The 22296-nt window shown below is 45.6% G+C and carries 15 protein-coding genes and 4 pseudogenes; 12 read left to right on the top strand and 7 right to left on the bottom strand.

Going from position 1 to position 22296, the window contains the following annotated elements; translation table 11 throughout:
- Positions 1-17: 17 nt before the first annotated feature.
- Positions 18-1144 (top strand): IS3 family transposase gene (locus tag P6574_RS09815; RefSeq protein ID WP_310619455.1). Its coding sequence is split into 2 segments (ribosomal slippage): positions 18-282 and positions 282-1144, totalling 1128 coding nucleotides; the frame shifts between segments, so codons are not numbered across the junction.
- Between the two features lie 142 nt (positions 1145-1286).
- Positions 1287-1499, top strand: a pseudogene (locus tag P6574_RS09810) (DDE-type integrase/transposase/recombinase); the annotation flags it as partial.
- A 312-nt stretch (positions 1500-1811) separates the two neighbouring features.
- On the opposite strand, the gene P6574_RS09805 reads toward P6574_RS09810, so the two are convergent.
- The gene (locus P6574_RS09805) at positions 1812-2840 is read right to left on the bottom strand and encodes an IS110 family RNA-guided transposase (RefSeq protein WP_310619544.1); all 1029 of its coding nucleotides are present in this window, start codon (positions 2838-2840) and stop codon (positions 1812-1814) included.
- Positions 2841-3079: 239 nt separating this feature from the next.
- Here P6574_RS09805 and P6574_RS09800 point away from each other — a divergent pair, with 239 nt between their 5' ends.
- Positions 3080-4231: a glycosyltransferase family 2 protein gene (locus P6574_RS09800; protein ID WP_310620114.1), complete on the top strand. Its 1152-nt coding sequence runs from the start codon at positions 3080-3082 to the stop codon at positions 4229-4231.
- Positions 4232-4460: 229 nt separating this feature from the next.
- On the opposite strand, the gene P6574_RS09795 is transcribed toward P6574_RS09800, so the two are convergent.
- The 4 genes and pseudogenes from P6574_RS09795 to P6574_RS09780 all read right to left on the bottom strand — a co-directional run bounded on the left by P6574_RS09795 (position 4461) and on the right by P6574_RS09780 (position 7905).
- A complete protein-coding gene (locus tag P6574_RS09795; protein ID WP_310622141.1) occupies positions 4461-5087 on the bottom strand; it encodes an IS30 family transposase in 627 nt (208 codons plus the stop codon).
- Positions 5059-5812: pseudogene (locus P6574_RS09790) on the bottom strand (IS5 family transposase). The gene P6574_RS09795 and the pseudogene P6574_RS09790 overlap by 29 nt, the downstream one beginning before the upstream one ends.
- A gap of 67 nt (positions 5813-5879) precedes the next feature.
- A complete protein-coding gene (locus P6574_RS22100; RefSeq protein WP_405048091.1) occupies positions 5880-6293 on the bottom strand; it encodes a transposase in 414 nt (137 codons plus the stop codon).
- A gap of 289 nt (positions 6294-6582) precedes the next feature.
- Complete coding sequence (locus P6574_RS09780; protein WP_310620113.1) at positions 6583-7905, bottom strand: methyltransferase domain-containing protein; 1323 nt, start codon at positions 7903-7905, stop codon at positions 6583-6585.
- A gap of 225 nt (positions 7906-8130) precedes the next feature.
- Here P6574_RS09780 and P6574_RS09775 point away from each other — a divergent pair, with 225 nt between their 5' ends.
- The 4 genes from P6574_RS09775 to P6574_RS09760 are packed head-to-tail and all read left to right on the top strand — an operon-like array spanning position 8131 to position 15519.
- Positions 8131-9324 (top strand): NAD-dependent epimerase/dehydratase family protein, encoded by a 1194-nt coding sequence (locus tag P6574_RS09775; protein WP_310622140.1) that lies wholly within the window; start codon positions 8131-8133, stop codon positions 9322-9324.
- A gap of 21 nt (positions 9325-9345) precedes the next feature.
- A complete protein-coding gene (locus tag P6574_RS09770) occupies positions 9346-10323 on the top strand; it encodes an NAD-dependent epimerase/dehydratase family protein (RefSeq protein ID WP_310620112.1) in 978 nt (325 codons plus the stop codon).
- Complete coding sequence (locus P6574_RS09765; protein WP_310620111.1) at positions 10313-13387, top strand: glycosyltransferase family 4 protein; 3075 nt, start codon at positions 10313-10315, stop codon at positions 13385-13387. The genes P6574_RS09770 and P6574_RS09765 overlap by 11 nt, the downstream gene beginning before the upstream one ends.
- 11 nt (positions 13388-13398) lie before the next feature.
- Complete coding sequence (locus P6574_RS09760; RefSeq protein WP_310620110.1) at positions 13399-15519, top strand: glycosyltransferase; 2121 nt, start codon at positions 13399-13401, stop codon at positions 15517-15519.
- Between the two features lie 193 nt (positions 15520-15712).
- Here the strand turns inward: P6574_RS09760 and P6574_RS09755 are convergent.
- Positions 15713-16273, bottom strand: a pseudogene (locus P6574_RS09755) (IS630 family transposase); the annotation flags it as partial.
- Positions 16274-16445: 172 nt separating this feature from the next.
- Between P6574_RS09755 and P6574_RS09750 the strand changes: the two are divergent.
- Positions 16446-17572, top strand: a protein-coding gene (locus P6574_RS09750; RefSeq protein ID WP_310620109.1) for an IS3 family transposase whose coding sequence is annotated in 2 segments (ribosomal slippage) — positions 16446-16710 and positions 16710-17572 — 1128 coding nt in all. Because the reading frame shifts where the segments join, the coding sequence is not laid out codon by codon here.
- A gap of 93 nt (positions 17573-17665) precedes the next feature.
- Here the strand turns inward: P6574_RS09750 and P6574_RS09745 are convergent.
- Positions 17666-17897 (bottom strand): annotated as a pseudogene (locus P6574_RS09745) (transposase); the annotation flags it as partial.
- 202 nt (positions 17898-18099) lie between these two features.
- Between P6574_RS09745 and P6574_RS09740 the strand changes: the two are divergent.
- The 4 genes from P6574_RS09740 to P6574_RS09725 are packed head-to-tail and all read left to right on the top strand — an operon-like array spanning position 18100 to position 22292.
- Positions 18100-19470, top strand: coding sequence for a V-type ATP synthase subunit B (locus P6574_RS09740; protein ID WP_310620108.1), 1371 nt, complete (start codon positions 18100-18102; stop codon positions 19468-19470).
- A complete protein-coding gene (locus tag P6574_RS09735) occupies positions 19448-20062 on the top strand; it encodes a V-type ATP synthase subunit D (RefSeq protein ID WP_310620107.1) in 615 nt (204 codons plus the stop codon). Before P6574_RS09740 ends, P6574_RS09735 begins: the two co-directional genes overlap by 23 nt.
- The gene (locus tag P6574_RS09730) at positions 20059-21864 is read left to right on the top strand and encodes a V-type ATP synthase subunit I (RefSeq protein ID WP_310620106.1); all 1806 of its coding nucleotides are present in this window, start codon (positions 20059-20061) and stop codon (positions 21862-21864) included. Before P6574_RS09735 ends, P6574_RS09730 begins: the two co-directional genes overlap by 4 nt.
- Positions 21861-22292, top strand: coding sequence for an ATP synthase subunit C (locus P6574_RS09725; protein ID WP_310620105.1), 432 nt, complete (start codon positions 21861-21863; stop codon positions 22290-22292). The genes P6574_RS09730 and P6574_RS09725 overlap by 4 nt, the downstream gene beginning before the upstream one ends.
- Positions 22293-22296: the final 4 nt, after the last annotated feature.

Below are 22296 nucleotides of genomic sequence, written 5' to 3'. Positions count from 1 at the left end.
AAAACGGAGGACTCGATATGGGAATCAAGAGACCCAAACCAGAAGAGATTGTCGTTAAACTGCGGCAAGTTGAAGTCCTGACGGGGCAAGGAATGGCGCGCATGGATGCGATCCGCCAGATCGGCGTTACCGAGCAAACCTATTACCGTTGGAAGAAGCAGTATGGCGGAATGGGTACGGAGCAACTCAAGGAACTGAAGCGGCTGCAGAAAGAAAATGAACGTTTGCGCCGTGCGGTCTCGGATCTGACACTGGACAAGCTGATCCTTACGGAGGCTGCAAAGGGAAACTTCTGAGCCCTGCTCGTCGCAGAGCCTGCATTAACCATATACGCAGTCAGGTGAAGGTTTCCGAGCGGCGTGTTTGTCGTGTTCTTGGTCAGCATCGCTCCACACAGCGTCGCTTCCCCAAAGGGCGAGCGGATGAAGATCAGCTGGTTGCAGATATGATTGAGCTGGCACGCCAATATGGCCGTTACGGTTACCGTCGCATTGCCGCTTTGCTCCGAGAGGCTGGATGGCAAGTGAACGATAAACGTGTTGAACGTCTGTGGCGACGAGAGGGGCTGAAAGTTCCCATGAAGCAACCAAAAAAGGGGCGGCTCTGGCTCAATGATGGGTCTTGCATACGTCTCCGGCCACAGTATCGCAATCACGTGTGGTCCTATGACTTTGTCCATCATCGCACTGATGATGGCAGGGCATTCAGAACGTTGAATATTTTGGATGAGTATACGCGTGAATGCCTTGCTATTCGGGTGAAGCGAAAGCTGAATGCGAGCGAAGTCATCGATGCGCTGACGGACCTGTTTATCCTGCGCGGCATACCTGCCTATATTCGTTCAGATAACGGCCCGGAGTTCGTGGCGGAGGCGGTTCAAAAGTGGATCAAATCCGTCGGAGCCCAAACAGCCTACATTGAGCCAGGATCGCCTTGGGAAAACGGATATTGCGAAAGTTTCAATGGGCGAATGCGTGATGAATTATTGAATGGAGAAATCTTCTACTCGCTACATGAAGCTCAAATAATCATAGAACGCTGGAGGAAACACTACAATACCAAACGACCGCATAGTGCTCTGGGCTACCGCCCTCCAGTTCCGGAAGTCATTATTCCGATAGACCAAAGGCCAACCATGCACTAACTTTCAAAGCGGACCACTCAAACGGGGCTGCTCAATAACACTCTGCCTAAAAAAGGTCGTTCTAGACAAGAGCGGAGCCAACAAGTCTGGGCTAGGTAACATCAATCTATATTTGTTGCTAGTCGGTTGCTGGTTGTCATTCATCGACATCTTGCAGGGCAAATATCTTAACAATATCATTGAGCAAGACCACCGGTCTGTTAAGCGCCTGACCAGAGCAATGATGGGTTTCAAAGCCTTCCATTCTGCCGAAGCTACACTTGAGGGAATTGAAACTGCTCATATGATCAGAAAAGTCCAGATCGGACAGCAGGACATTCCAGCCTATCGTCAGTTCATGGCACTCGCCGGATAATTCTGTCTAGACCATAGATTGAATCTGTGTTCACACAAAATTTGCGACATGTATGGATGCCTTAGTCAATGCGAGAGTTACTCAGACGTAAAAACCATGGGATCAAGTGCGCACGTGTATCAGGCCTTTTTGCAAGATTTTGTCCTCGCGGGCCGTTATGGATAAGCGCCGATCAGGTCCAATATCATAACCACGAGCTCAAAGCTCCGTGTCGCAAACTGGTTTTCCTGATCCGATCTTAGTGATCCTGGGTCCTTAACTGTCAGATGTCCCTTGCAATCCCTCCCGGCTTACCGACGAAACAAGCCACGTTCACACAGCCATGCTTGCCGGATCTCGATAGGTTTCTCCCTTTGTTATCATTGCCCATACTGTTCGCGCCATTTTATTTGCCAGCGCCACAGCGGCCACCAGAGGAGCTTTTCTTGCCAGCAAGGCCTCAAGCCACGGATGCCGGGGCGCGCCTTTTTTGCGGGCCCACCAAATAACTGTTGTCGCGCCAATAATCAGCAGCCTGCGAATATCACGCTGGCCGGCTTTAGACGTCTTCCCAAGCCGCGTTTTGCCCCCCGTTGAGTGCTGCTTGGGAACCAGGCCCAGCCAAGCGGCGAAATCCCGCCCGCGCTTGAACGTGGCCATTGCGGGGGCAAAAGCCTCTATCGCTATCGCGGTGATTGGGCCGAGCCCGGGAATGGTTTGCAGAATTTTTGCCGTACCACTGTTTCTGGCCAATGTCTGAAGTTTTTTCTCAAGCACCTTAATCTTTTGCGTATGCTCGCCAATCTGTTCAAAGTACAACCTCGCCATTTCATGAACAATCTCAGGAAGATGTCCCCCATCCGCTTCAAGACGCTGCCTCAGCTTCTCAACATGGACCGCGCCATGAGGGACGACCAGTCCATGTTCGGCCAAATGCGCCCGCAGCGCGTTAATCATTTGGGTTCGCTGGCGCACCAGAATCTCACGGGTGCGGAACACCATCGAACGGGCCTGTTGAAGTTCGCTTTTGACCTCCACAAAGCGCATGGTGGGACGGGCGGCGGCTTCGGCAATGGCAAAAGCATCGTTGGCGTCGTTTTTCTGGCGCTTAACAAAGGGTTTGACGTAAATCGGCGCAATCAAGCGAACCTCGTGCCCCAGCTTTCCCACCTCTCTTCCCCAATAATGGGAACTCGCACAAGCCTCCATTGCGACAAGACAAGTTGGCAGCTTACCCAAAGCCTTCAAAAAACCCGCACGAGAAACCTTCTTTGAAAATACGACATGTCCGTCTGCAGCGGCTCCATGCAGTTGAAAAACGTTCTTTGATAAATCAACTCCAACAACGGCAAGGTTCTTCATGGTTGCGTCCCTCTTTTTCCAAAAGCTACACTCTGCTCAGTATTGCAGAAATGCGCCGGGAGAGGCATCCATTCCATCACTACCTCTCTGTCAGCCCAAAGTTCTTTGATGGTTACGTATAGTTGTTGGGATCAATCCTTTTTACACCTATAGGGCCGTGCTCACCATTAGAAGTCAGTGTTTTTCTTTCTGCCTGAACCTCTTACCTTTGGGTGCAGATGTTGAAAGGGCTTGTCACGTTGACTGATAAAAGTGATAGAGGGCATTCACATAAAGCACCAGTTGTCTTTTCCCAAAGTCTTGGCTTGGACAAAATACCAGAAACTTTTGGTCTGGCAGTTGTATGTGCTGTTCGAAACGAAGCCTTGAGACTCGCGGATTTTCTAAGACATTACCGCGCAATTGGTGCTGAACACTTCTTTATCATTGATAACGGCTCTACCGATGGTAGCCTTGCGCAGTTGATAAGTGCGAAAGATGTAAGTGTTTTTTGCAGTTCAGCAAGTTTTAAGAAAACGAAGGGACGATGGTTTAAGCAGATTGCAGATAAATATCTCAAGCATAAATGGGTCCTGTTTGTGGATGCAGATGAGCTTTTCGTTTATCCCGGTTTTCCTGATTTCAAACTTGGCGAACTTATCAAATACTGGGAGGCAAATGGGGTGCAGTCTGTCTATGCTCCCTTGGTGGATATGTATTCCAAAGAGCCGCCGCAATGCATGTCCTATAACTCAGAGGAATCGTTGCTAGCCACTTACCCGTATTTTGATGGAATGGGCTACAGAATTCATGAAAGAAAAAAGTGCCGCCCTGATCAGCATCCCCATTTTTACATGCGTGGTGGTGTTAGGGAGCGTTTTTTTTATAACTCCAATAAAATATTATCAAAAGTAGAAGTGCAGATTCAGCACTCGATATTCAAGCTTGAATCAAGAAAACTTCGCAGGTTCTTGATGTGGCCACTCCGTCTACTTTTTAAAAGAAAATGGCCTTGTTCCCCTATTCTCAGCAAGGTTCCACTCCACTATTGGCGCAAATCAATGTCTACTGGAGGAGGAAGTTTGCATAGCTGTAACGGGGAAACTGTTATGGCAGATGATTGGTGCTCACTTTTACATTTCAAGTTCTTACCCGACTTTGAACAAGTAGTTGCAAGGGCCATTGAGCGGGGAGAGTATTGGAAAGGTGCTTCTGAGTACAAAGTTTATCAAAAAAAACTGGGAGACCTGAAAAAGCATGGGCTTATGCATCCTTGGTCGCGTCAGCTAACGTCTATGCAGGACCTGAAAGAAGAAGGTTTGATGCGCACAAGCGCGGGACTTGAAGCCTACCTTGACACAAACTCTGCGTCTGGTTTGGCCTCAGAGCCTGATAAAATGGCGATCGTGTGAGCATTGCCATCTATGAACACGCCCTGGATTGCAAAAGAGCTAGAGGGACGTGTTGCATAATACCATCTTTTAAACCAGAGATGGCCGTTCCCTTTTCAGTTTAGTTTTATTTCATGTTTTTTAAACACAATGCTACCCGTAGCGACTAATTTTACTAAGCGTTCATTTGAGAAATGTCTTTTCAGGCAATTATTCGATAGATTCTAACGTGAAGTGCAACATTTCGATTTTACGCAAAGCTTAGCTTAACGTCTTTGCCGGTCTCTTTAAAGAGGGCTTGCAGGGGTGTTTGCCAGCCGAGATACTTTCGTGGTGTCAGGTTATAGCTCATGACAATATCCTGCATCTCCTCCTCTGACAGATTATCGATGTCACAGTTTCGCGGTAACCAACGTCGCAATCGGCCATTGGCATTTTCAACCCCGCCCTTTTGCCAGGAGGCATAGGCATCACAGAACCAGGTGCTCATGCCCAACTTGTCCCTGAGAAGAGTGTGCAAGGCAAATTCAGTGCCGTTATCGAAGGTGATTGACTTGCGCCAGCCCTTGTCAAACCTGGATAGGATTTGGAGCATGGCATCAGCCGTTTTGGTTGCCGATTTGGTTTGGAGCCGTACCGCCAGCGTGACCCGTGACTTTCGCTCATGCAGCACAAGGATAGGGCGCGTGCGTTTGCAGATCATCAGGTCTCCCTCCCAATGCCCTAATTCTTCTCTTGTTTCAATGGACTGCGGCCTTTCATGGATTGAGTGGCGGTCTTTAATCGTATCGCGTGAGGGGCGGGTTTTTAAGGGCCTGCGACGCTTGCGGCTGCGGGCTAGGACCTGTTTACATACTGCGAAACCATAACCTAACAGCAGCTATGTGTAGGAAGCCTAAGTAACTGCAAGCTGTTTTGTCATAGCGGGTGGCAACCCTTCGGGCTGTTTTAAGTTTGTTGAAGCAGCGTTCAACTTGATTTCGCAAAACGTAGATGAAATGGTCTATTTCTATGGGCTCCTTACGACTTCGTCGTCCGGGTATTACGGCTGTGCCGCCATTGGCTTGGCAATGCTCACGAATACGATCCCCGTCATAACCTCGATCCGCGATCAAAACCTTGGCGGTAGGTCCACCTGCGTCATAAAGGATGTCATATCCTTTATAATCGGAGACTTCGCCACCAGAAATTTCAAGACGTATCGGGAGTCCCATAATATTGGCGATCAGGTGGACTTTCGTCGTAAAGCCACCTTTTGAGCGGCCAAAACCCTGTTTTTGAGTCCCCCTTTTGCGCCCGCCGCCTGCTGGTGGGCACGGATGACAGTGCTATCAATCATATGAACACTGGAAGGGAGTGAAGTACTGTCATTCAACACGGACAGGATCAATTCCCAGAGCCCTGCTTGGCTCCATCGGCGGAATTGTTGGTACACACTGATCCATTTCCCAAACTCTTCGGGCAAATCGCGCCACTGTGCACCAGTTCTGGCAATCCAAAAGATCCCATCAAGAACACGGCGGTGATCCTTTGGTTTACGACCACCTCGTCCCCGTATGGCAGCGACAAACTGCTCAAAAAACGCCATTCATCATCACTCATCAAGTGCCGTGCCAAGGTAACCTCTCAAAAAGATACCTTGAATCACAAACTGATGGATTTGTGAATCCTATTTGTAAACAGGTCCTAGATACCGCCACAGCTCATTCACTTTCTGACTGGAGCGGTATATGAAACTGTAAATCGTCTCAGGGCAAAGGCTTTGATGGCGCTCATTTCCCGTCTTGAGCCATGCAGACACCTGCTCCGGTGACCAGCCCTCCGCCAGTTGCTGAACAACAAACGTTCGCAGCTGCTCATTCTCTTCAAGGATCCCCTCACGCTGTCGACGCAGGAGATAGGCCCCATCAGCATGACGCGCGCTGTAGCTGCCACGCGGTAAACAGTTGCGTTTCAGCTCTCGACTGATTGTGGATACACTCCGACCAATAGCCCGTGCAATTGCACTGAGCGACAGCCCTGCCGCCCTGAAAGTTGCAATTTGATCTCTTTCTTCACAGCTCAGATGTTTGTAAACTGACATGGCAACGTTCCTTGCTGGCATAAACACCAAGGCCATTATGATATGGCCAAGGGACGTTGCACTTCACGCTAGAACTCACGCCATAAAACAACCGGGTCATATCTTCTCTCGGGACTAAACACAAAACATTTTATGGAGTAGTGCAATCTACCTTAACAAGAAGATCATTACTGACAGTCAAGTTTACATTGCAAATTACAAGATCAGAAATACAAACTGGCCATGATACATAACCTATACACGCCAAGTTTGCCGACTCTACACGAAAGATAAAATTTTGGAGACGCCTTTACTTAGAACCTGCAACACAAAACACCAAGTTTGTTTTCATCTCGTCCATACTAACGTCAGGAAAATTCTTTCGTACCCTTTTTTCAATCTCGGGTGTTAGGCGGTCCAATACCCCTTTGGGAGAAAGGCGATTTTCCCACGCTTCAATTTTGAAAAACTTTTGTGTGAGTTTGTGCAGGTCATTCATGCGAATGAGATTAAGGTCTGTGTGGAAACAATGATCACGAGGCACATCTTCAACAATACTAATGTGTCTCCAGTCGCAATATTCTAGGTGTTCTGGATTGTTTTCATCTAGAACAGATAGACTATGTGGTGGCATATGATGCCCACTCCACCCATAAAAATTATGATGGAGGAATATAACTTGCCCATCTACTGATAACAGTTTTGAGATATCCTCAAATACTTGTTCAATATCCAGTAAGTGTTCCGTTACGTTGTGAAGACAAATAACGTCAAATTTTCTTGTACCAATCAACTCTCGTGTAGAACATTGATGGAGTTGTATATCTGGAATTGCTGCCATGATTTCGTGCCCTGATTTTGGCGCAGCTACCCACTCCCTTATTCGTTTATTGCGCATATCTTTGGTATTTAGAGGCATTGCAGGATCGATACCGGTGTAAGTGCGCACTCCCGCACACAAAAAGCCAATGGCGTATCCACCATAACCACAACCAACATCCAGAACATTACGCCCGTGAATATAAGATTGAATTTTTCTAGGCCAAGTACAGTAACCAAGCTCAACGGCACTATCAATAAGTTCAGAATCATAATTTTTAAACGCGCGTCGAACATCCTTGCTGTAGTAAAAAAAAGCAACCTTTGCCTGTGATTGGTGATTATCCCAGTCATCTACGGGGGAAATTTTTTTAAGACGCTTTGCGGCCTTCAATCTTGAAAAGCTAGAAATTACAGAATGAGATTGAGTTGAATCAAGTACCTCTATTGCACCACGAGCCAATTCTTCCTGTTGTAATATCTTTAACTTCTTAAGCGTTCTTGAAGCACGTGTATGCTGAGGATTACTGGCTAATGTAATATTTAGATCACTTTCAGCTTCACTGAAATTCCCCTTAGCTATGTGTAGAAGAGCGGATATTGTTCGCATACCAAGATGTTTAGGGTGTCGTGATAGAAAATTAGGGCAATACTCATCACAATTCTGTATTGAGCCTTTGGTTGATTCAATAAGACAAAGAAAAAAAACAGCAGGATGATGCGGGTTGAAATCAGCTATCGGTCTCAACAGCTCCCTTGCCATCTCCAGATCTCCGTCAATCGCCGCTTTCTTACCACGCTCGAATTCTCTCATACTATTAATTGTTAGGGGCGGCATATGTACTGCATCTCCCGAATTGAATTATAGTTATGATATACTTAATTTGATGAGTATAATGTATTACAAACTTACATAACCCAAAATATAAGTATATATCTAATTAAATAGATTGGATACAAAATATAAACGTTGAATTACATTATCAAGCTGCAATTTTATATTTGGAAAACTAGGTTTAATTTTGCATTGGTGAAAACTGTGAAAGTTATATTATTGGGTGGCGACGGTTTTTGCGGGTGGCCAACAGCATTACATTTATCAAAACTTGGCCACGATGTCGTTATCGTTGATAACTTTTCTCGTCGAGAAATTGATAGCGAGTTAAATACTCAATCCCTTACTCCAATTAGAGAACTAAAGGACCGTTTAGAAGTTTGGTTCGAACTAACAGGCTTGGTCATTCGTTCTGTTGAGTTAGACATCGCAAGTAACTTTAAGCAATTACGGGACCTTATTGAACAGGAAAAGCCTAAAAGTATAGTTCATTTCGCTGAACAAAGGGCAGCGCCTTACTCTATGAAAAGTTGTATTACAAAAAATTACACCGTTTATAATAATATTCTTGGCACACATAATATACTCAATGCAATCGTAGAATCGCAGTTTGATATTCATTTAGTACATTTGGGTACCATGGGAGTATATGGATATGGGCATGAAGAACCTATTCCAATTCCTGAAGGATACTTAGATATAAAACTAAATACTACAAACGGGCGCGAAATAGAGGATTCTATCGTCTATCCGCCAAACCCTGGCTCCGTATACCACATGACTAAAACTATGGATGCATTGATGTTCCAATACTATGCGAAAAACGACAAGCTTCGTGTTACAGATCTGCATCAGGGGATAGTTTGGGGAACACAAACAGAGCTAACTAGTCTAGATGAATGCCTGATCAACCGCTTTGACTATGATGGAGATTATGGGACAATTCTGAACCGATTTCTAATGCAAGCCTCTGTCAATTATCCCTTAACTATTCATGGTACAGGAGGCCAAACGAGAGCTTTTATTCATATTTCAGACACCTGTAAATGCATTGAGCAAGCACTTATGCACCCACCGGCAGTGGGCGAAAGGCCATTAATCCTGAATCAGATGGCTGAAACTCAGACATTGTGTGATCTAGCTAAACAAGTGCAACTACTTACCAGCTGTGAGATAGATTATTTGCCGAACCCACGTAATGAAGCTGAACGAAACGATTTGAATGTCCGCAATGACCTTTTGCGATCGTTTGGCTGGACGCCGACTTTAATACAAGATGGTCTACTTTTAGAAATTACTCAAATTACTGACCGGTATCGGGATCGCGCCGACCTTTCAAAGATTCCATGTGTTTCTTATTGGACGAGAGACAAAGGACTAACTGAACCAATCCTATAACTTTAAATTGTGTCTGGGTTTATGTTTAAACGTATTCTTATTACTGGCGGCTGTGGGTTTATCGGGGTAAATCTAATTAGTGCCCTCGTAGAGGCGAACATTTCGGAAGAAATTATAGTTCTCGACAATGAAATTACGGGAAAATCAAGCTCGTTGAGGGGAGTAACTCACCAATTTATCAAAGGTGATATTAGGGATCATCATAGTGTTGATGATGCTATGATTGGTGTGGACGCCGTAGTTCATCTTGCCGCAGACACACGTGTCATAGACTCTATTAAAAATCCCACCTATAATTTTGAGGTAAACGTCAAAGGCACCTTAAACATCTTGGAGGCGATGCGTAAGAATGGGGTTTCTCAACTTATTAATTCATCAACAGGCGGTGCAATTATAGGATGCGTTACGCCACCCGTGCATGAAAAAATGCCTGTAAACCCGGCTTCTGCTTACGGTGCTGCTAAGGCGGCAGCTGAGGCATATTGTTCAGCTTATTCTCAAAGTTATGGTCTTGCAGTAACGTCCCTTCGTTTCTCAAATGTTTACGGTCCTTGTTCGCTGCATAAGGGAAGTGTGATTGCGGCATTTATGAGGAATATACTAAGTGGCGAGCCCTGTAACGTTTATGGCAATGGAGACCAGACAAGGGATTTTATTTTTGTTAACGATCTCTGTTTTGGGATTATAAGTGCTCTGCGCTTAAAGCTTAGTGGAGTTTTTCAGCTTGGTAGCGGACATGCAACTTCTGTAAATGAGATCATCACTCTTCTCAAAACTGTCACTGGTGTCAAACATGATTTCGAAGTTCGATATCACGACTTCAGAGCAGGAGAAGTCAGAGACAATTTTGCCGACATTTCTAAAGCGGCAAAGGCATTGCGATTTCATCCGAAGACGAGCCTAGAGATTGGTATGGGTAAAACTTGGGAGTATTTTTGGAAAAATCGGGAAGTCTTCAGAAGGGTGCAGCGACATAAGGTAATGCAAGATGCAAATTGATAACTTTGTTGTTGAGCCTTTTCCGTGTCTAACTGAATTCACAGACTACAAATCCAGCGCTAAGATGAGAATTTGTATTGCTACAGAAGAAATCCTCGGACCAGTTCGTAATGGTGGTATTGCCTCAACTTACTATCATTTAGCAAAAGGGTTGGTAGCGCATGGTCATGAGGTTCATGTCCTCTACCTTAAAGGTGAGGTTGTTGAAAATGAAACACCTCAGCATTGGGTGGATCATTTTGCAAGCTTTGGAGTTTCCCTTCATTATTTGATCCATACAACAGCGAAGATTATTGGTCCTTCACAGCAATGGCAGCAACGATATGGCGCTGCTTACGCTTGGTTAAAGGAACAAGATCGCTTCGATATTATCCATTCATCGGAATGGCGAGGGGGGCTGATTTATGCGTTAATGGCTAAAAAACTTGGCTTAGCTTTTCAAGATACTCTTTTCATTATTAAAACATCTTCTCCGCATATATGGAACCGTCACTATCAGATGCAGCCCATTGCTAAAAAAGAGCTTCTGCCAGCCTGTTTTGCGGAGCAAAAGTGCGTTGAACTAGGTGACATGGTTATTGGGGGTAGCGCTCACTTACTTTGTTTCATGAAACATGTGGGATATAAGTTACCAAAAGCAACCTACGTTCAACCAAACATACTTGATTTTTCTGAAGTGCCCGTTACAGATCTGCGCCCGATCAGAAAGGCAGGCGACATTGTGTATTCTAAGGAAATCACGTTCTTTGGTCGCCTTGAGATGCGTAAGGGTATCGAACTGTTTTGTAACGCACTCGACCTTTTAGAGCGCGACGGAGTTCTCCCAAACACGGTCAACTTCTTGGGGAAATATGGAGAGGCGCTTCCTAACCAGAAAAATGAAAAGGTTGAAGCCTACATAAAGCGAAAAGCTGCGGCGTGGAGCTTCAAAGTCAACTACTTCACTAACTTCAATCAACCAGAAGCACTTTCATTTATGTGTTCACGCGACATGATCGCAATAATGCCATCACTTATTGAAAACTCGACCATGGCAGTTTATGAAACACTGGAATGTAATATTCCATTTATTGCGACAAATGTAGGTGGTACGCCTGAGCTTGTGGCCGAAGAAGATCGAGCATCGTGTCTTATTTCTCCCAATGCTCACGATCTCGCCGACCGCATAAAAAAAGCGCTCAACGATGGGCAGAAAATTGCACACCCCAGCTTTAACAATCAAGAGAATTTGAAGACCTGGTATGGATTCCATGCTTATATTGCCGAAATATTTGATAAGCAGTCAGGCCGTTCAGCTTTAAAAAAAATCTTAGGCCAACCAAGTTCAAGATTACAAGGCGAACATAAAGAAAAACCTCCTCTTTTGGAAGCCATCATCTTACTACGAGAAGAAGAGGGGGTGATGGCCTTTGTAAAATCTTTGCAGTCGGACCCTCCTGATACAGTAAAACTCCTCTTTACCGATCTGTCCTTAGAGAGGATCGCAAAACAGATGTCAGACGAGTTGCAAGCAGCAGGAATAAATACTCTTGCAATTGATTATGTAGGGTTCCCTGCAGGAAAAGCACTCAACAATACTCTAAATGAAAGCACTATGGATGCTTGCATCGTATGCGATGGCACAGTTACGCAATTTGCAGGGGGGTTTTGTCGTGATTTACGAACTGCTGTACAAGCCAGTCAAGATATGCTTATTACAAGTTTTGTTGCCCTTCCTGACAACACTATTGCTATGCCAATTGGAAGTGATATCGTCTCAGAAATCGCCATAGGTAAATGTCTTGGTGCTGATGTAGTCTGTATTCCCAAAGGTTCTGCAAAGAATATTGGCGAATTATTACCCTACGACATTCGCTATGGTTTGCTACACGAGTACATTTTAAGGGCTGGTAACGACCATGGTCTTGAGCTGTTAGTTATTCCAGAATGTCTATTGCAAAGCTCCTCTTATGTGGACGAGCAAGAAGTACAGTCCCAAAACGCCAATACATCTTATCTTCGATCAATGCCACTCATTGAAAATAGAAGTATTTCCTATCGTAAACTTTCTCTATTACCATCCGCTCAACCCAATAACGTCCAACTTTCCCCAAAGCTCTATCGCGATAAGCGTCGTTCAAATGATGAACCTGTGTGGTTTGTGCATGCTGATAAGTCTCGTTCTATGAGTAAGCCGTACCCCAAAGTTGCCATAGGACTCGATGAAAAACGCTCACATCTGCATTGTGTCGCCTTAGGCGTGGGAGCTCGTTCTCTTTTCGTGAACGGAGCGGAACAGCCTCTCATATTGGTAAGTGAAAAGAGCGATGTTTCATTACATCGTTTTGAAATTCCAGCGAACTGGCAGGAAGCGGAGTGCTATAATATTAAGTTTTTCTTGACGAATAAAACATCCAGCTATGTCCGGTTTATTCGGATCATCAAGATTTCTAGAAATGTCTTTGCCGCCAACTCTGGTAGCCCAATACTTGATAGTTCAACAATAGAAGAGGTGCTGAACTGTAATGAGGAAGATATAATCGACGCTACCTCAAATAATCTGATTGATAATACACATATTTCCAGCGCTAAACAAAGCGCCTTACATAAAGTGGAAATAACGCAAGCCAATACAATACCAACAGGGGATTCCAGCATCATCACACCCAAAATTATTTTAGGAAAGAGGAATGAACAGCCTATGAAAAGTATTGTTAGAAAGATGGAACGCGTGGTCCGTGGATATACCGGGTCACCAGTTAAAGCGTCTATCCCTCCAAGAGAGCTGGGTACTGTAAATCCACACTTTATAGAAGGTTGGGCTTGGGACAGAAGTGACACATCAAGGAAGTTGAGCGTAGTCATGGAGCTTAATGGCAAACTGGTCGCCGAAGCCTACGCAGATCTTTATATCGAACGTTTTGGTACAAAGAATACAAAACTCGCCCAGCACGGATTTAGACTTTCCTTATCTCCTGAAATGAAAATAGAAAATGCCGAACTTATCATACGCGAAAAGGAAAGCGGAATGATCGTGCGCAATGGTAGGTTGCGTTATCTTTCTAATATGATGGTAGCGATTTGAGTGATCAGTCAATGAACGAGCTTCGACAGACCATTAAGTCAGATGCCTCTCCAACACAAAAACGTGTATGCATCATAACCGCTGATATTTTTGGTTTGGTGAAAAACGGTGGTATAGGAACAGCATACTATCACTTGGCCGTTTTTTTGCAGCGCATGGGCCACGAGGTTTCAATCTGTTTTGTCAATATGCTCGCGAAGAACCCTGAGAAAATGAGAATTGCCCGCGACCTCTATTCCAGCTTTGGGATCAAGCTCCATGGTGTAGTGCCGCAGCCGCTTGCTGAAACCGAAATGGCGCGTACCATGGCATTGCCTTACGCGGCTTATGAATGGCTAAGGGCAAATGAGAAGCAATTCGACCTGATTCATGTATCAGAATGGCGGGGCCTTGGCTATATTTCCCTGCTTGCCAAGAAACTCGGCATAGCATTTCAAAACATTCATTTTGTAATAAAAGGTTCTTCTCCAACTCTGTGGTTGGCGGAAGGAAATCAGCAGTTTCTACGTGAGAGCCGTCAACTAGGCTGGGTGTTTATGGAACGCCAAAGTGTAGAAATGGCGGATACATTCATTTGTGGTAGCAAGCATCTTTTATGCTGGATGAAGCAAAATGGTTACAATCTCCCAAAACAAAGCTACTTCTGGCCTAACGTTTTTTTAGATGATCTGGCAAAATCTAATTCCGAACCAATGCAACCAGCGACAACCACAGTAAATGAATGGGTTTTCTTCGGTCGTTTAGAACCACGAAAGGGGGTGATTTTATTTATAAATGCGATCAATTACTTAGTCTTGAAAGGTGTTTCACTGCCAGAGATAACTTTCCTCGGTGGCCCATCTCATAGGTTCGATGCAAAGAGGTTTATAAAAAATAACTGTGCTAGCTGGCAGACATCTATAACATATATAAGTGATCTTAACGCCATGGAGGCAGTTGAATATTTAAGCGGGGCAGGACGTCTAGCGGTTATTCCAGCCCTATTAGAGAACTCTCCTGTTGCAGTATATGAGTGTTTAGCTGCCCACATTCCTTTCATTGCCGCTGACACCGGTGGTACGGGCGAATTGATAGATGGAACTGATAGGGAGCGGATCCTGTTTAAACCACACCATCTTGCACTGGCTGAGAAATTACAATATTTCCGAGAGTTAGCGCCTACGCCAGCTAACAAACACCAAAGGCTCTTACAGTCATTAATAGTTTGGAAGAGTTGGCATGACCAAGAACTTTTTTTCCCTGCCAAACGGAATACTCCAGAGGTGGCACATCCCCTTGTGTCAGTATGTATCACACATTTTGATCGGCCCAAATTACTTTCTCAGGCACTTGAAAGCATAAAAAAGCAAACCTATCAAAATATTGAAGTCATTCTTGTTGATGACGGCAGTCGCTCTGCGGAGGCCATCTCTTATCTTCAAGATCTCAAAAAAAATTTTGCAGGAGTACCTTTGCGTATCATTTATCAGGAAAATAGGTATGTCGGCGCTGCCCGCAACACCGCTGCATACGCGTCCAGGGGTGAGTACCTTCTATTTTTCGATGACGATAATGTCATGATGCCGAATATGGTTGAAAACCTTGTCTACACAGCGACTTTAGGAGGGTGGGGCTGCCTTACCTGTAGCTCCATCCGTTTCAGTGGTAAAGGAAAACCGCTCACAATAGATAGTAGTCTAGGCACACAAATGCGCTTTATGGGACCGTCGAGAGCTTGGGCAACAAAGATAAATGTTGTGGGGGATGCTACTTGCCTTGTTAACGCAATTGTTTTTGAATCTCATGGCGGATATACTGAAAGATATCGTACGGGTAAGGATGACATTGAATTTTACAACAAACTTATTTTGGCACAAGAGAAAGTAGCGTATTATCCAGATGCCCTTTATTACTACCGAGTTGGCGAAAACTCTATGAAAACTCGGAATCACCTACAGGAAGAAGCTGACTTTCGTCAAATAACACCGTTTTTGGAAAAAATGGATACAGAAGAAAAAAGTCTTTTTCTGCTCCGTCATGAAAGTCCCGATCTTACAAGCCTAGGGCACGGTGAAAGCGGAAAGAAGTATACTCTTGGAAAATTTCGGCTAGCGATGCAAAGCCTCCGTAAACTCCTTAGGGCAGACGCTTGAAACTGTTAAGGCGAACAAAGAATCTTCATGAGCCGCTGATATAGGCCATATGTGAACGCGTATTGACAAAAAAATCATTCCGTACACGTAGCTTACATATGTGCTGGAAGCCAATGGTGAACTCAGAATCACACGCATAAGAAAAATTGGAAGGTTGGGTTTGCCGACCGCTACTTCCTTATACCAACGGCATTTATGATTGACCTACACTAGCCCAGTTTCTGTAGCCGATTGATGTGATTGTGTGGGGCTGTTGAACAAGCTTGTTCCAAGCGTTACAGGCAGCATCGACAATTTCCTGATAGTTTTCAAAGCTTCGATTAGAAAGCCAGTTTTGCCGTAAATACTGCCAAATGTTCTCAACCGGGTTGAGCTTCGGAGAACGGGATGGAAGCAATAAAATGGTTATGTTGTCAGGTAGTTTCAGTTTTGCTGTTGTATGCCAACCCGCCTGATCCATCAGGACCACCGCGTGTGCCCCTTTGGTAATGTTTCGGCTGATCTCTGCCAGATGTAACTGTATGACATTTGTATTGGCTTTGAGCAAAACAAGAGCAACCCCTTTGCCGAGGGCGGGGCAGATGGCCCCGAATACATAAGTTGATTGATAGCGCCCGTCGCTGGGAGCCCGTGGTCTCGTTCCTTTTTTTGCCCACCTTCTGGTGAGCCCATTTTTTTGACCAATGCGGGCTTCGTCCTGCCACCAGATTTCCATGGATGTTTGTGAGGGCAAGCGCGCTTTTATTTCTTTAAGCTGGGCATGGAAGTTTTTTTATATGTCTCCATAACTTGCTCGTCCTGTGCCGGGTGCTGTGGCCGAACGCTGACCCGAGAAAATCCCAGAACTCTGAGGAGGCTTGAAATAGCCCTGAGCCTCCCCCAAAGAAGTGGTCCACGTTTATGATTAGGAAAACGGAGGACTCGATATGGGAATCAAGAGACCCAAACCAGAAGAGATTGTCGTTAAACTGCGGCAAGTTGAAGTCCTGATGGGGCAAGGAATGGCGCGCTTGGATGCGATCCGCCAGATCGGCGTTACCGAGCAAACCTATTACCGTTGGAAGAAGAAGTATGGCGGAATGGGTACGGAGCAACTCAAGGAACTGAAGCGGCTGCAGAAAGAAAATGAACGTTTGCGCCGTGCGGTCTCTGATCTGACATTGGACAAGCTGATCCTTACGGAGGCTGCAAAGGGAAACTTCTGAGCCCTGCTCGTCGCAGAGCCTGCATTAACCATATACGCAGTCAGGTGAAGGTTTCCGAGCGGCGTGTTTGTCGTGTTCTTGGTCAGCATCGCTCCACACAGCGTCGCTTCCCCAAAGGGCGAGCGGATGAAGATCAGCTGGTTGCAGATATGATTGAGCTGGCACGCCAATATGGCCGTTACGGTTACCGTCGCATTGCCGCTTTGCTCCGAGAGGCTGGATGGCAAGTGAACGATAAACGTGTTGAACGTCTGTGGCGACGGGAGGGGCTGCAAGTTCCCATAAAGCAACCGAAACAGGGGCGGCTCTGGCTCAATGATGGGTCTTGCATACGTCTCCGGCCACAGTATCGCAATCACGTGTGGTCCTATGACTTTGTCCATCATCGCACTGATGATGGCAGGGCTTTGAGAACGTTGAATATTTTGGATGAGTATACGCGTGAATGCCTTGCTATTCGGGTGAAGCGAAAGCTGAATGCGAGCGAAGTCATCGATGCGCTGACGGACCTGTTTATCCTGCGCGGCATACCTGCCTATATTCGTTCAGATAACGGCCCGGAGTTCGTGGCGGAGGCGGTTCAAAAGTGGATCAAATCCGTCGGAGCCCAAACAGCCTACATTGAGCCAGGATCGCCTTGGGAAAACGGATATTGCGAAAGTTTCAATGGGCGAATGCGTGATGAATTATTGAATGGAGAAATCTTCTACTCGCTACATGAAGCTCAAATAATCATAGAACGCTGGAGGAAACACTACAATACCAAACGACCGCATAGTGCTCTGGGCTACCGCCCTCCAGTTCCGGAAGTCATTATTCCGATAGACCAAAGGCCAACCATGCACTAACTTTCAAAGCGGACCACTCAAACGGGGCTGCTCAGGTCCGTCTGTTGCTGCTAAAGCCGTAAACAGTGTTTCCCACTCACTCTTCTCAGCCTAACGAACAAACCTGTTATAGAGCGTCTTTCTGGGGCCATGAATTTCAGGAGTATCTACCCAACGATATCCAGATTTGAGAACATAAAAAATACCACTGACTACGCGGCGCTCATCCACCCGAGTTTTGCCCCGTGTTGGTCGGAAGGTAAGGTTTTATTTTATCAAACTGTTCTTGCGAAAGCCCAAAATGGGAACACGACAGTACTCTCTCCAGTTGGGGACCTTGAATCATAACTCAGTTTAAATGACAAACATTTATGGGTCCGGAGCTTAGATGACGCATCCAAACCTAAAGAACATTGGACAAAATGACGCAGTAAATTCACTGTTCTCGATCTAACGTTGCTTTAAAATGCTTGTATGGAATATTCTTGATTCTAATCTGCGGCATGATCTTAACTGAACTGTACGATTTTTATTGAGAGGTTGGTACTATGAATACACCTCTGCTTCGTTACACGCGTATAGCTGAAATTACTGGTGATGTAGCCAAAGTTTTGGTTTCACCCGAAAGGATTGGGGAGCGGCCGAAGCTGGACGATCTGGCTCTTATCTCCAATGAAAAAGGTGAGCCATCTCTTGCACAGGTAATACACCTTCAAGAAAATGAAGTCGTACTACAGGTTTTTTCAGGAACAAAAGGTCTATCAACACAGGCAAAGGTTTCCTTTAGTGGCAAACCAATGAAAGCCATTTGTTCCAAGAATATACTGGGAAGAGTCTTTCGAGGGGATGGAGATCCCATTGATTCAGGCCCAGCGCTCCGGCATGACCCCAAGATCCCCGTTAATTCTCCGGTTGTAAATCCCGTCAAACGCGTTCTCGCAAGCAAGATGATCCGTACACAAGTGCCCATGATTGACGTCTTCAACTGCCTAGTAGAGAGTCAGAAAATACCAATATTTTCTGTAGCGGGAGAGCCATACAATCAACTGCTTGCTCGAATTGCAGTACAAGCTGATGCGGATATCGTTATTTTTGGTGGAATGGGACTCATTTTCGATGACTACTACCTATTCCGCCAGACGTTTGAAGACGCTGGGATGTTCCCGCGTACTGTGATGTACATCAATCAAGCGTCCGACCCTATAGTTGAGCGGTTACTCATTCCGGACCTCGCTTTAAGTGTAGCGGAGCGCTTTGCAATTGAAGAAGGAAAACGGGTCCTTGTACTCCTGACGGACATGACAGCTTATGCAGATGCTTTAAAGGAAGTCGGCATCGCTATGGAGCGTGTTCCATCCAATCGCGGATACTTGGGAGATTTATACTCCCAATTTGCCAAACGCTATGAAAAGGCCTGTGATTACGATGGCGGTGGATCCGTTACAATTTTGTCGGTCACCACAATGCCGGGCGATGATGTGACCCACCCCGTACCAGACAATACAGGCTACATCACCGAGGGACAATTTTATTTGCGAGGGGGAGGTATCGATCCATTTGGGTCTCTATCACGTTTGAAACAACACGTAATTGGCACGGAAACCCGTGACGACCACGGACAGGTGATGAATACGATGATCCGCCTTTATTCAGGTGGTCAGGAGGCTTTACAAAAACAGATTATGGCATTTGAACTGACCGAGTACGACCACAAGCTTCTGCGCTTCGCAGACTTGTTTAAACAACGGTTTATTAACATCAATGTAGCCCTTGAACTAGAAGAAGCTCTGGACCTGTGCTGGCAGACGATGGCCGAGTGCTTTAACCGCTCTGAAGTTCTAATTAAAGAAAATTTGTTGGAAAAGTACTGGCCAGATCTAGAGGGGGAGGAGGATAATGACCAAGCTTCAACTCAATAAAGCAGTACTTTCCAAAAAGAAGATAGAGCTCAAAAACTACCAGAAATTTTTGCCTAGTCTTGATATGAAGCGTAAACAGTTATTAGCGCTGCAAAAAAAAGCTGAAAGAGATTTAAATAGTCTCACTCTTGATCAGCTAATACTCATCAATGACGTTGGCAGTAAACTTCCTATGTTATCGCAGGATATTCCCGATATAGGGGAGATGGTGAGCATAGAGAAAGTTGAGGTTTCTTGGGGCAATACGCTCGGGGTGAACCTGCCCGAAGTGAAAAAGGTAATCCTTTTCACCCATAACTACTCTTATTTTGCAACGCCCATCTGGCTGGACAGCTATATTAGGGAGTTTAAATGTGCTCTAGAGTTGTCCGTTCGTATCAAATACCAACGTCACCGCCTTGAGATTTTATCGAGCGCCGTTCGTAAGGCGACACAGAAGGTAAATTTGTTCGACAAGGTACTCATTCCCCGAACAAAAGAAGAGCTACAACGGATCAACATCAGTCTTGCCGATACTGAAAGAGCCGAAGTTGTTATCTCTAAAATTGCGAAGAAAAAGCGGCTCGCCATAACGCAAGGAGGGAAACTGTGACAGTCGTTTCCCTCAAAAAAGCTACTTTAATTTTCGATAGGGATCAAAGCCTGAACCTCATGACGCACCTGCAGAACCTTGGATGCTGTCATATTGTAAATTTATCAGGGCAAGAAAAAAGTGTTAAGCACCGGCAACCTCCCAGTCAATTGGAAGATTTTAAAAGTGCCATTGCCTATCTTGAATCTTTTCCCCACAAGCGAAAGCCCGCCAAAAGCTTTAAACACGGTTCCGCTGTAGATATTGTTTTGCAGGCGCGCTTAAACCAGAATCGCAAACGTGATGTAGAAGACAGGCTTGCGTTTCTCGAAGCTCGCATAAAGGATGTGAGTGTATGGGGGAACTTCCAGCTACCCGATGAGGGAGAGCTGGATGACCTACGCCTATGGTTTTACCAAATCCCGATCAGCGATATTGATCGGATTTCCTCGGACTTGATCTTGGAGGAGATTACGCGAAGCAACAGGGAAGTCTATCTAGTTGCCGTATCCCCAGCCGAACCACCAACGAAAGCAATGCCGCGTGAGCGCATCCACATGGGATCTCACTCTTTAGGCACATTGCAAAGCGAATACGATGCTCTTCAGGTCGAACTGGAAGACCTTGAAGACGAACGCCGGACACTCACCAAGTTCCTCTATCTTTTGCGTAAAAACGTTGCACGGGTGGGAGATAAGCATGCTCTTCTATCTGCTTTGGACTCCTCTTTAATAGAGCCTGATTTAGGTATAATTCAGGGGTGGATTCCCGAGGGTAATATTCAAGAACTTAAAGTTTTGGCCTCTGAGCATTGTTCTAGTCTGTACTTGGAAGCTCCTGAGGACGATGAGACTCCCCCAACTCTATTAGAAAATGCCGAGCCCGTTCAAAGTGGGGAAGAGATTGTCAAGTTCTATGAACTACCCGGATATGGTGGAACTGATCCTAGTATCCCTTTATTTCTATCTTTCATCTTGTTTTTTGCAATGATCATGGCCGACGCAGGATATGGCTTGGTGATGCTTGTTGCTACTCTGTATTACTGGCGAAAACTAGGGGAAAGCAGTGGCCAGAAGTCGTTCAGGCCGCTCTATCTGGCGTTAAGTCTCGCTACTATTTTGTATGGGGTACTGGCGGGAAGCTTCTTTGGAACAAGCCTTTTGAGTGATGGTATCTTCTCCCATCTGAAACTGGTGGACGTAACTGATATCACGATGATGATGACCATATCTTTGGCAATTGGCTCGCTTCATCTTGCCTATGCAAATTTCGCGGAAGCCATGAACCGTAGGCTATGGCGCAACCGGATTGCTCCTCTCGGATGGGTAAGCGTTATCGCAGGAGGGGGACTTATGGCTCTTCACTATCTCCTTGCTCCAAACATAATCGCTCAATGGGCAGGGTTTGGCCTTGGGGGGCTAGGCTTGGCAATGGTTTTCTTCTACGGAAACCCTATACCTGTTACCAACATCAAAACTGCACTTTTTCGGTTTCTTGGCGGCTTGGAATCTCTAACAAAACTCTCGAAATTATTTGGAGATATTCTCAGCTACCTTCGGTTATTTGCTCTTGGGCTTGCTGGTGTTTCTCTTGCAACAACATTCAACAGCCTTGCCATTCAAGTAAAAGACTCCGTTGAAGGGGCAGGGACCTTTCTGGCAATTATTATTGTTGTACTGGGTCATTCTCTTAATATCGTATTGGCTGCTGCCAGTGGCATTATTCATGGTTTACGCCTGAATCTCATTGAGTATTTCAATTGGGCTGTTGAAGTTGAAGGAAAACCTTTCATTCCTCTGAAAAAGAAAGAGATAGAACCATGATGGAAACTCTTGGTTGGATCGGAATATTCTCACCGCTTGCATTGGGCGCATTGGGCAGTGTCTGGGGCAGCTCTCTGGCCGGGCGTGCCGCAATTGGTGCAATGCTTGATGTAGAGAGCGGATATGGAAAATTTATTGCCCTTTCTGCCATGCCCTCTTCACAGATTATTTATGGTATCGTTCTCATGTTCACTTTGACAAGGCCAGTGACCGCTGAAGTCAGCAGTGGTTTATTTGCATTGGGTTTTCTCTCGGGCATGGCATTGTGGCTGAGCGGTATTCACCAAGGGTATTGCTGCGCGAGCGCCATCAATATTTCTAAGGAGAAACCCGAAGTCTTTGGTGTCAGCCTTGCCCCTGCTGCCATTGTTGAAGGATTTGCCGTGTTCATCTTTGTCTTCACACTCGTACTGGCAGGCAATCTCTAGGGGA

Source organism: Pseudovibrio sp. M1P-2-3 (assembly GCF_031501865.1).
Lineage (GTDB): Bacteria > Pseudomonadota > Alphaproteobacteria > Rhizobiales > Stappiaceae > Pseudovibrio > Pseudovibrio corallicola.
Note: the sequence above shows the minus strand (reverse complement) of the source record. Positions and strands in the feature narration are given on the sequence as shown.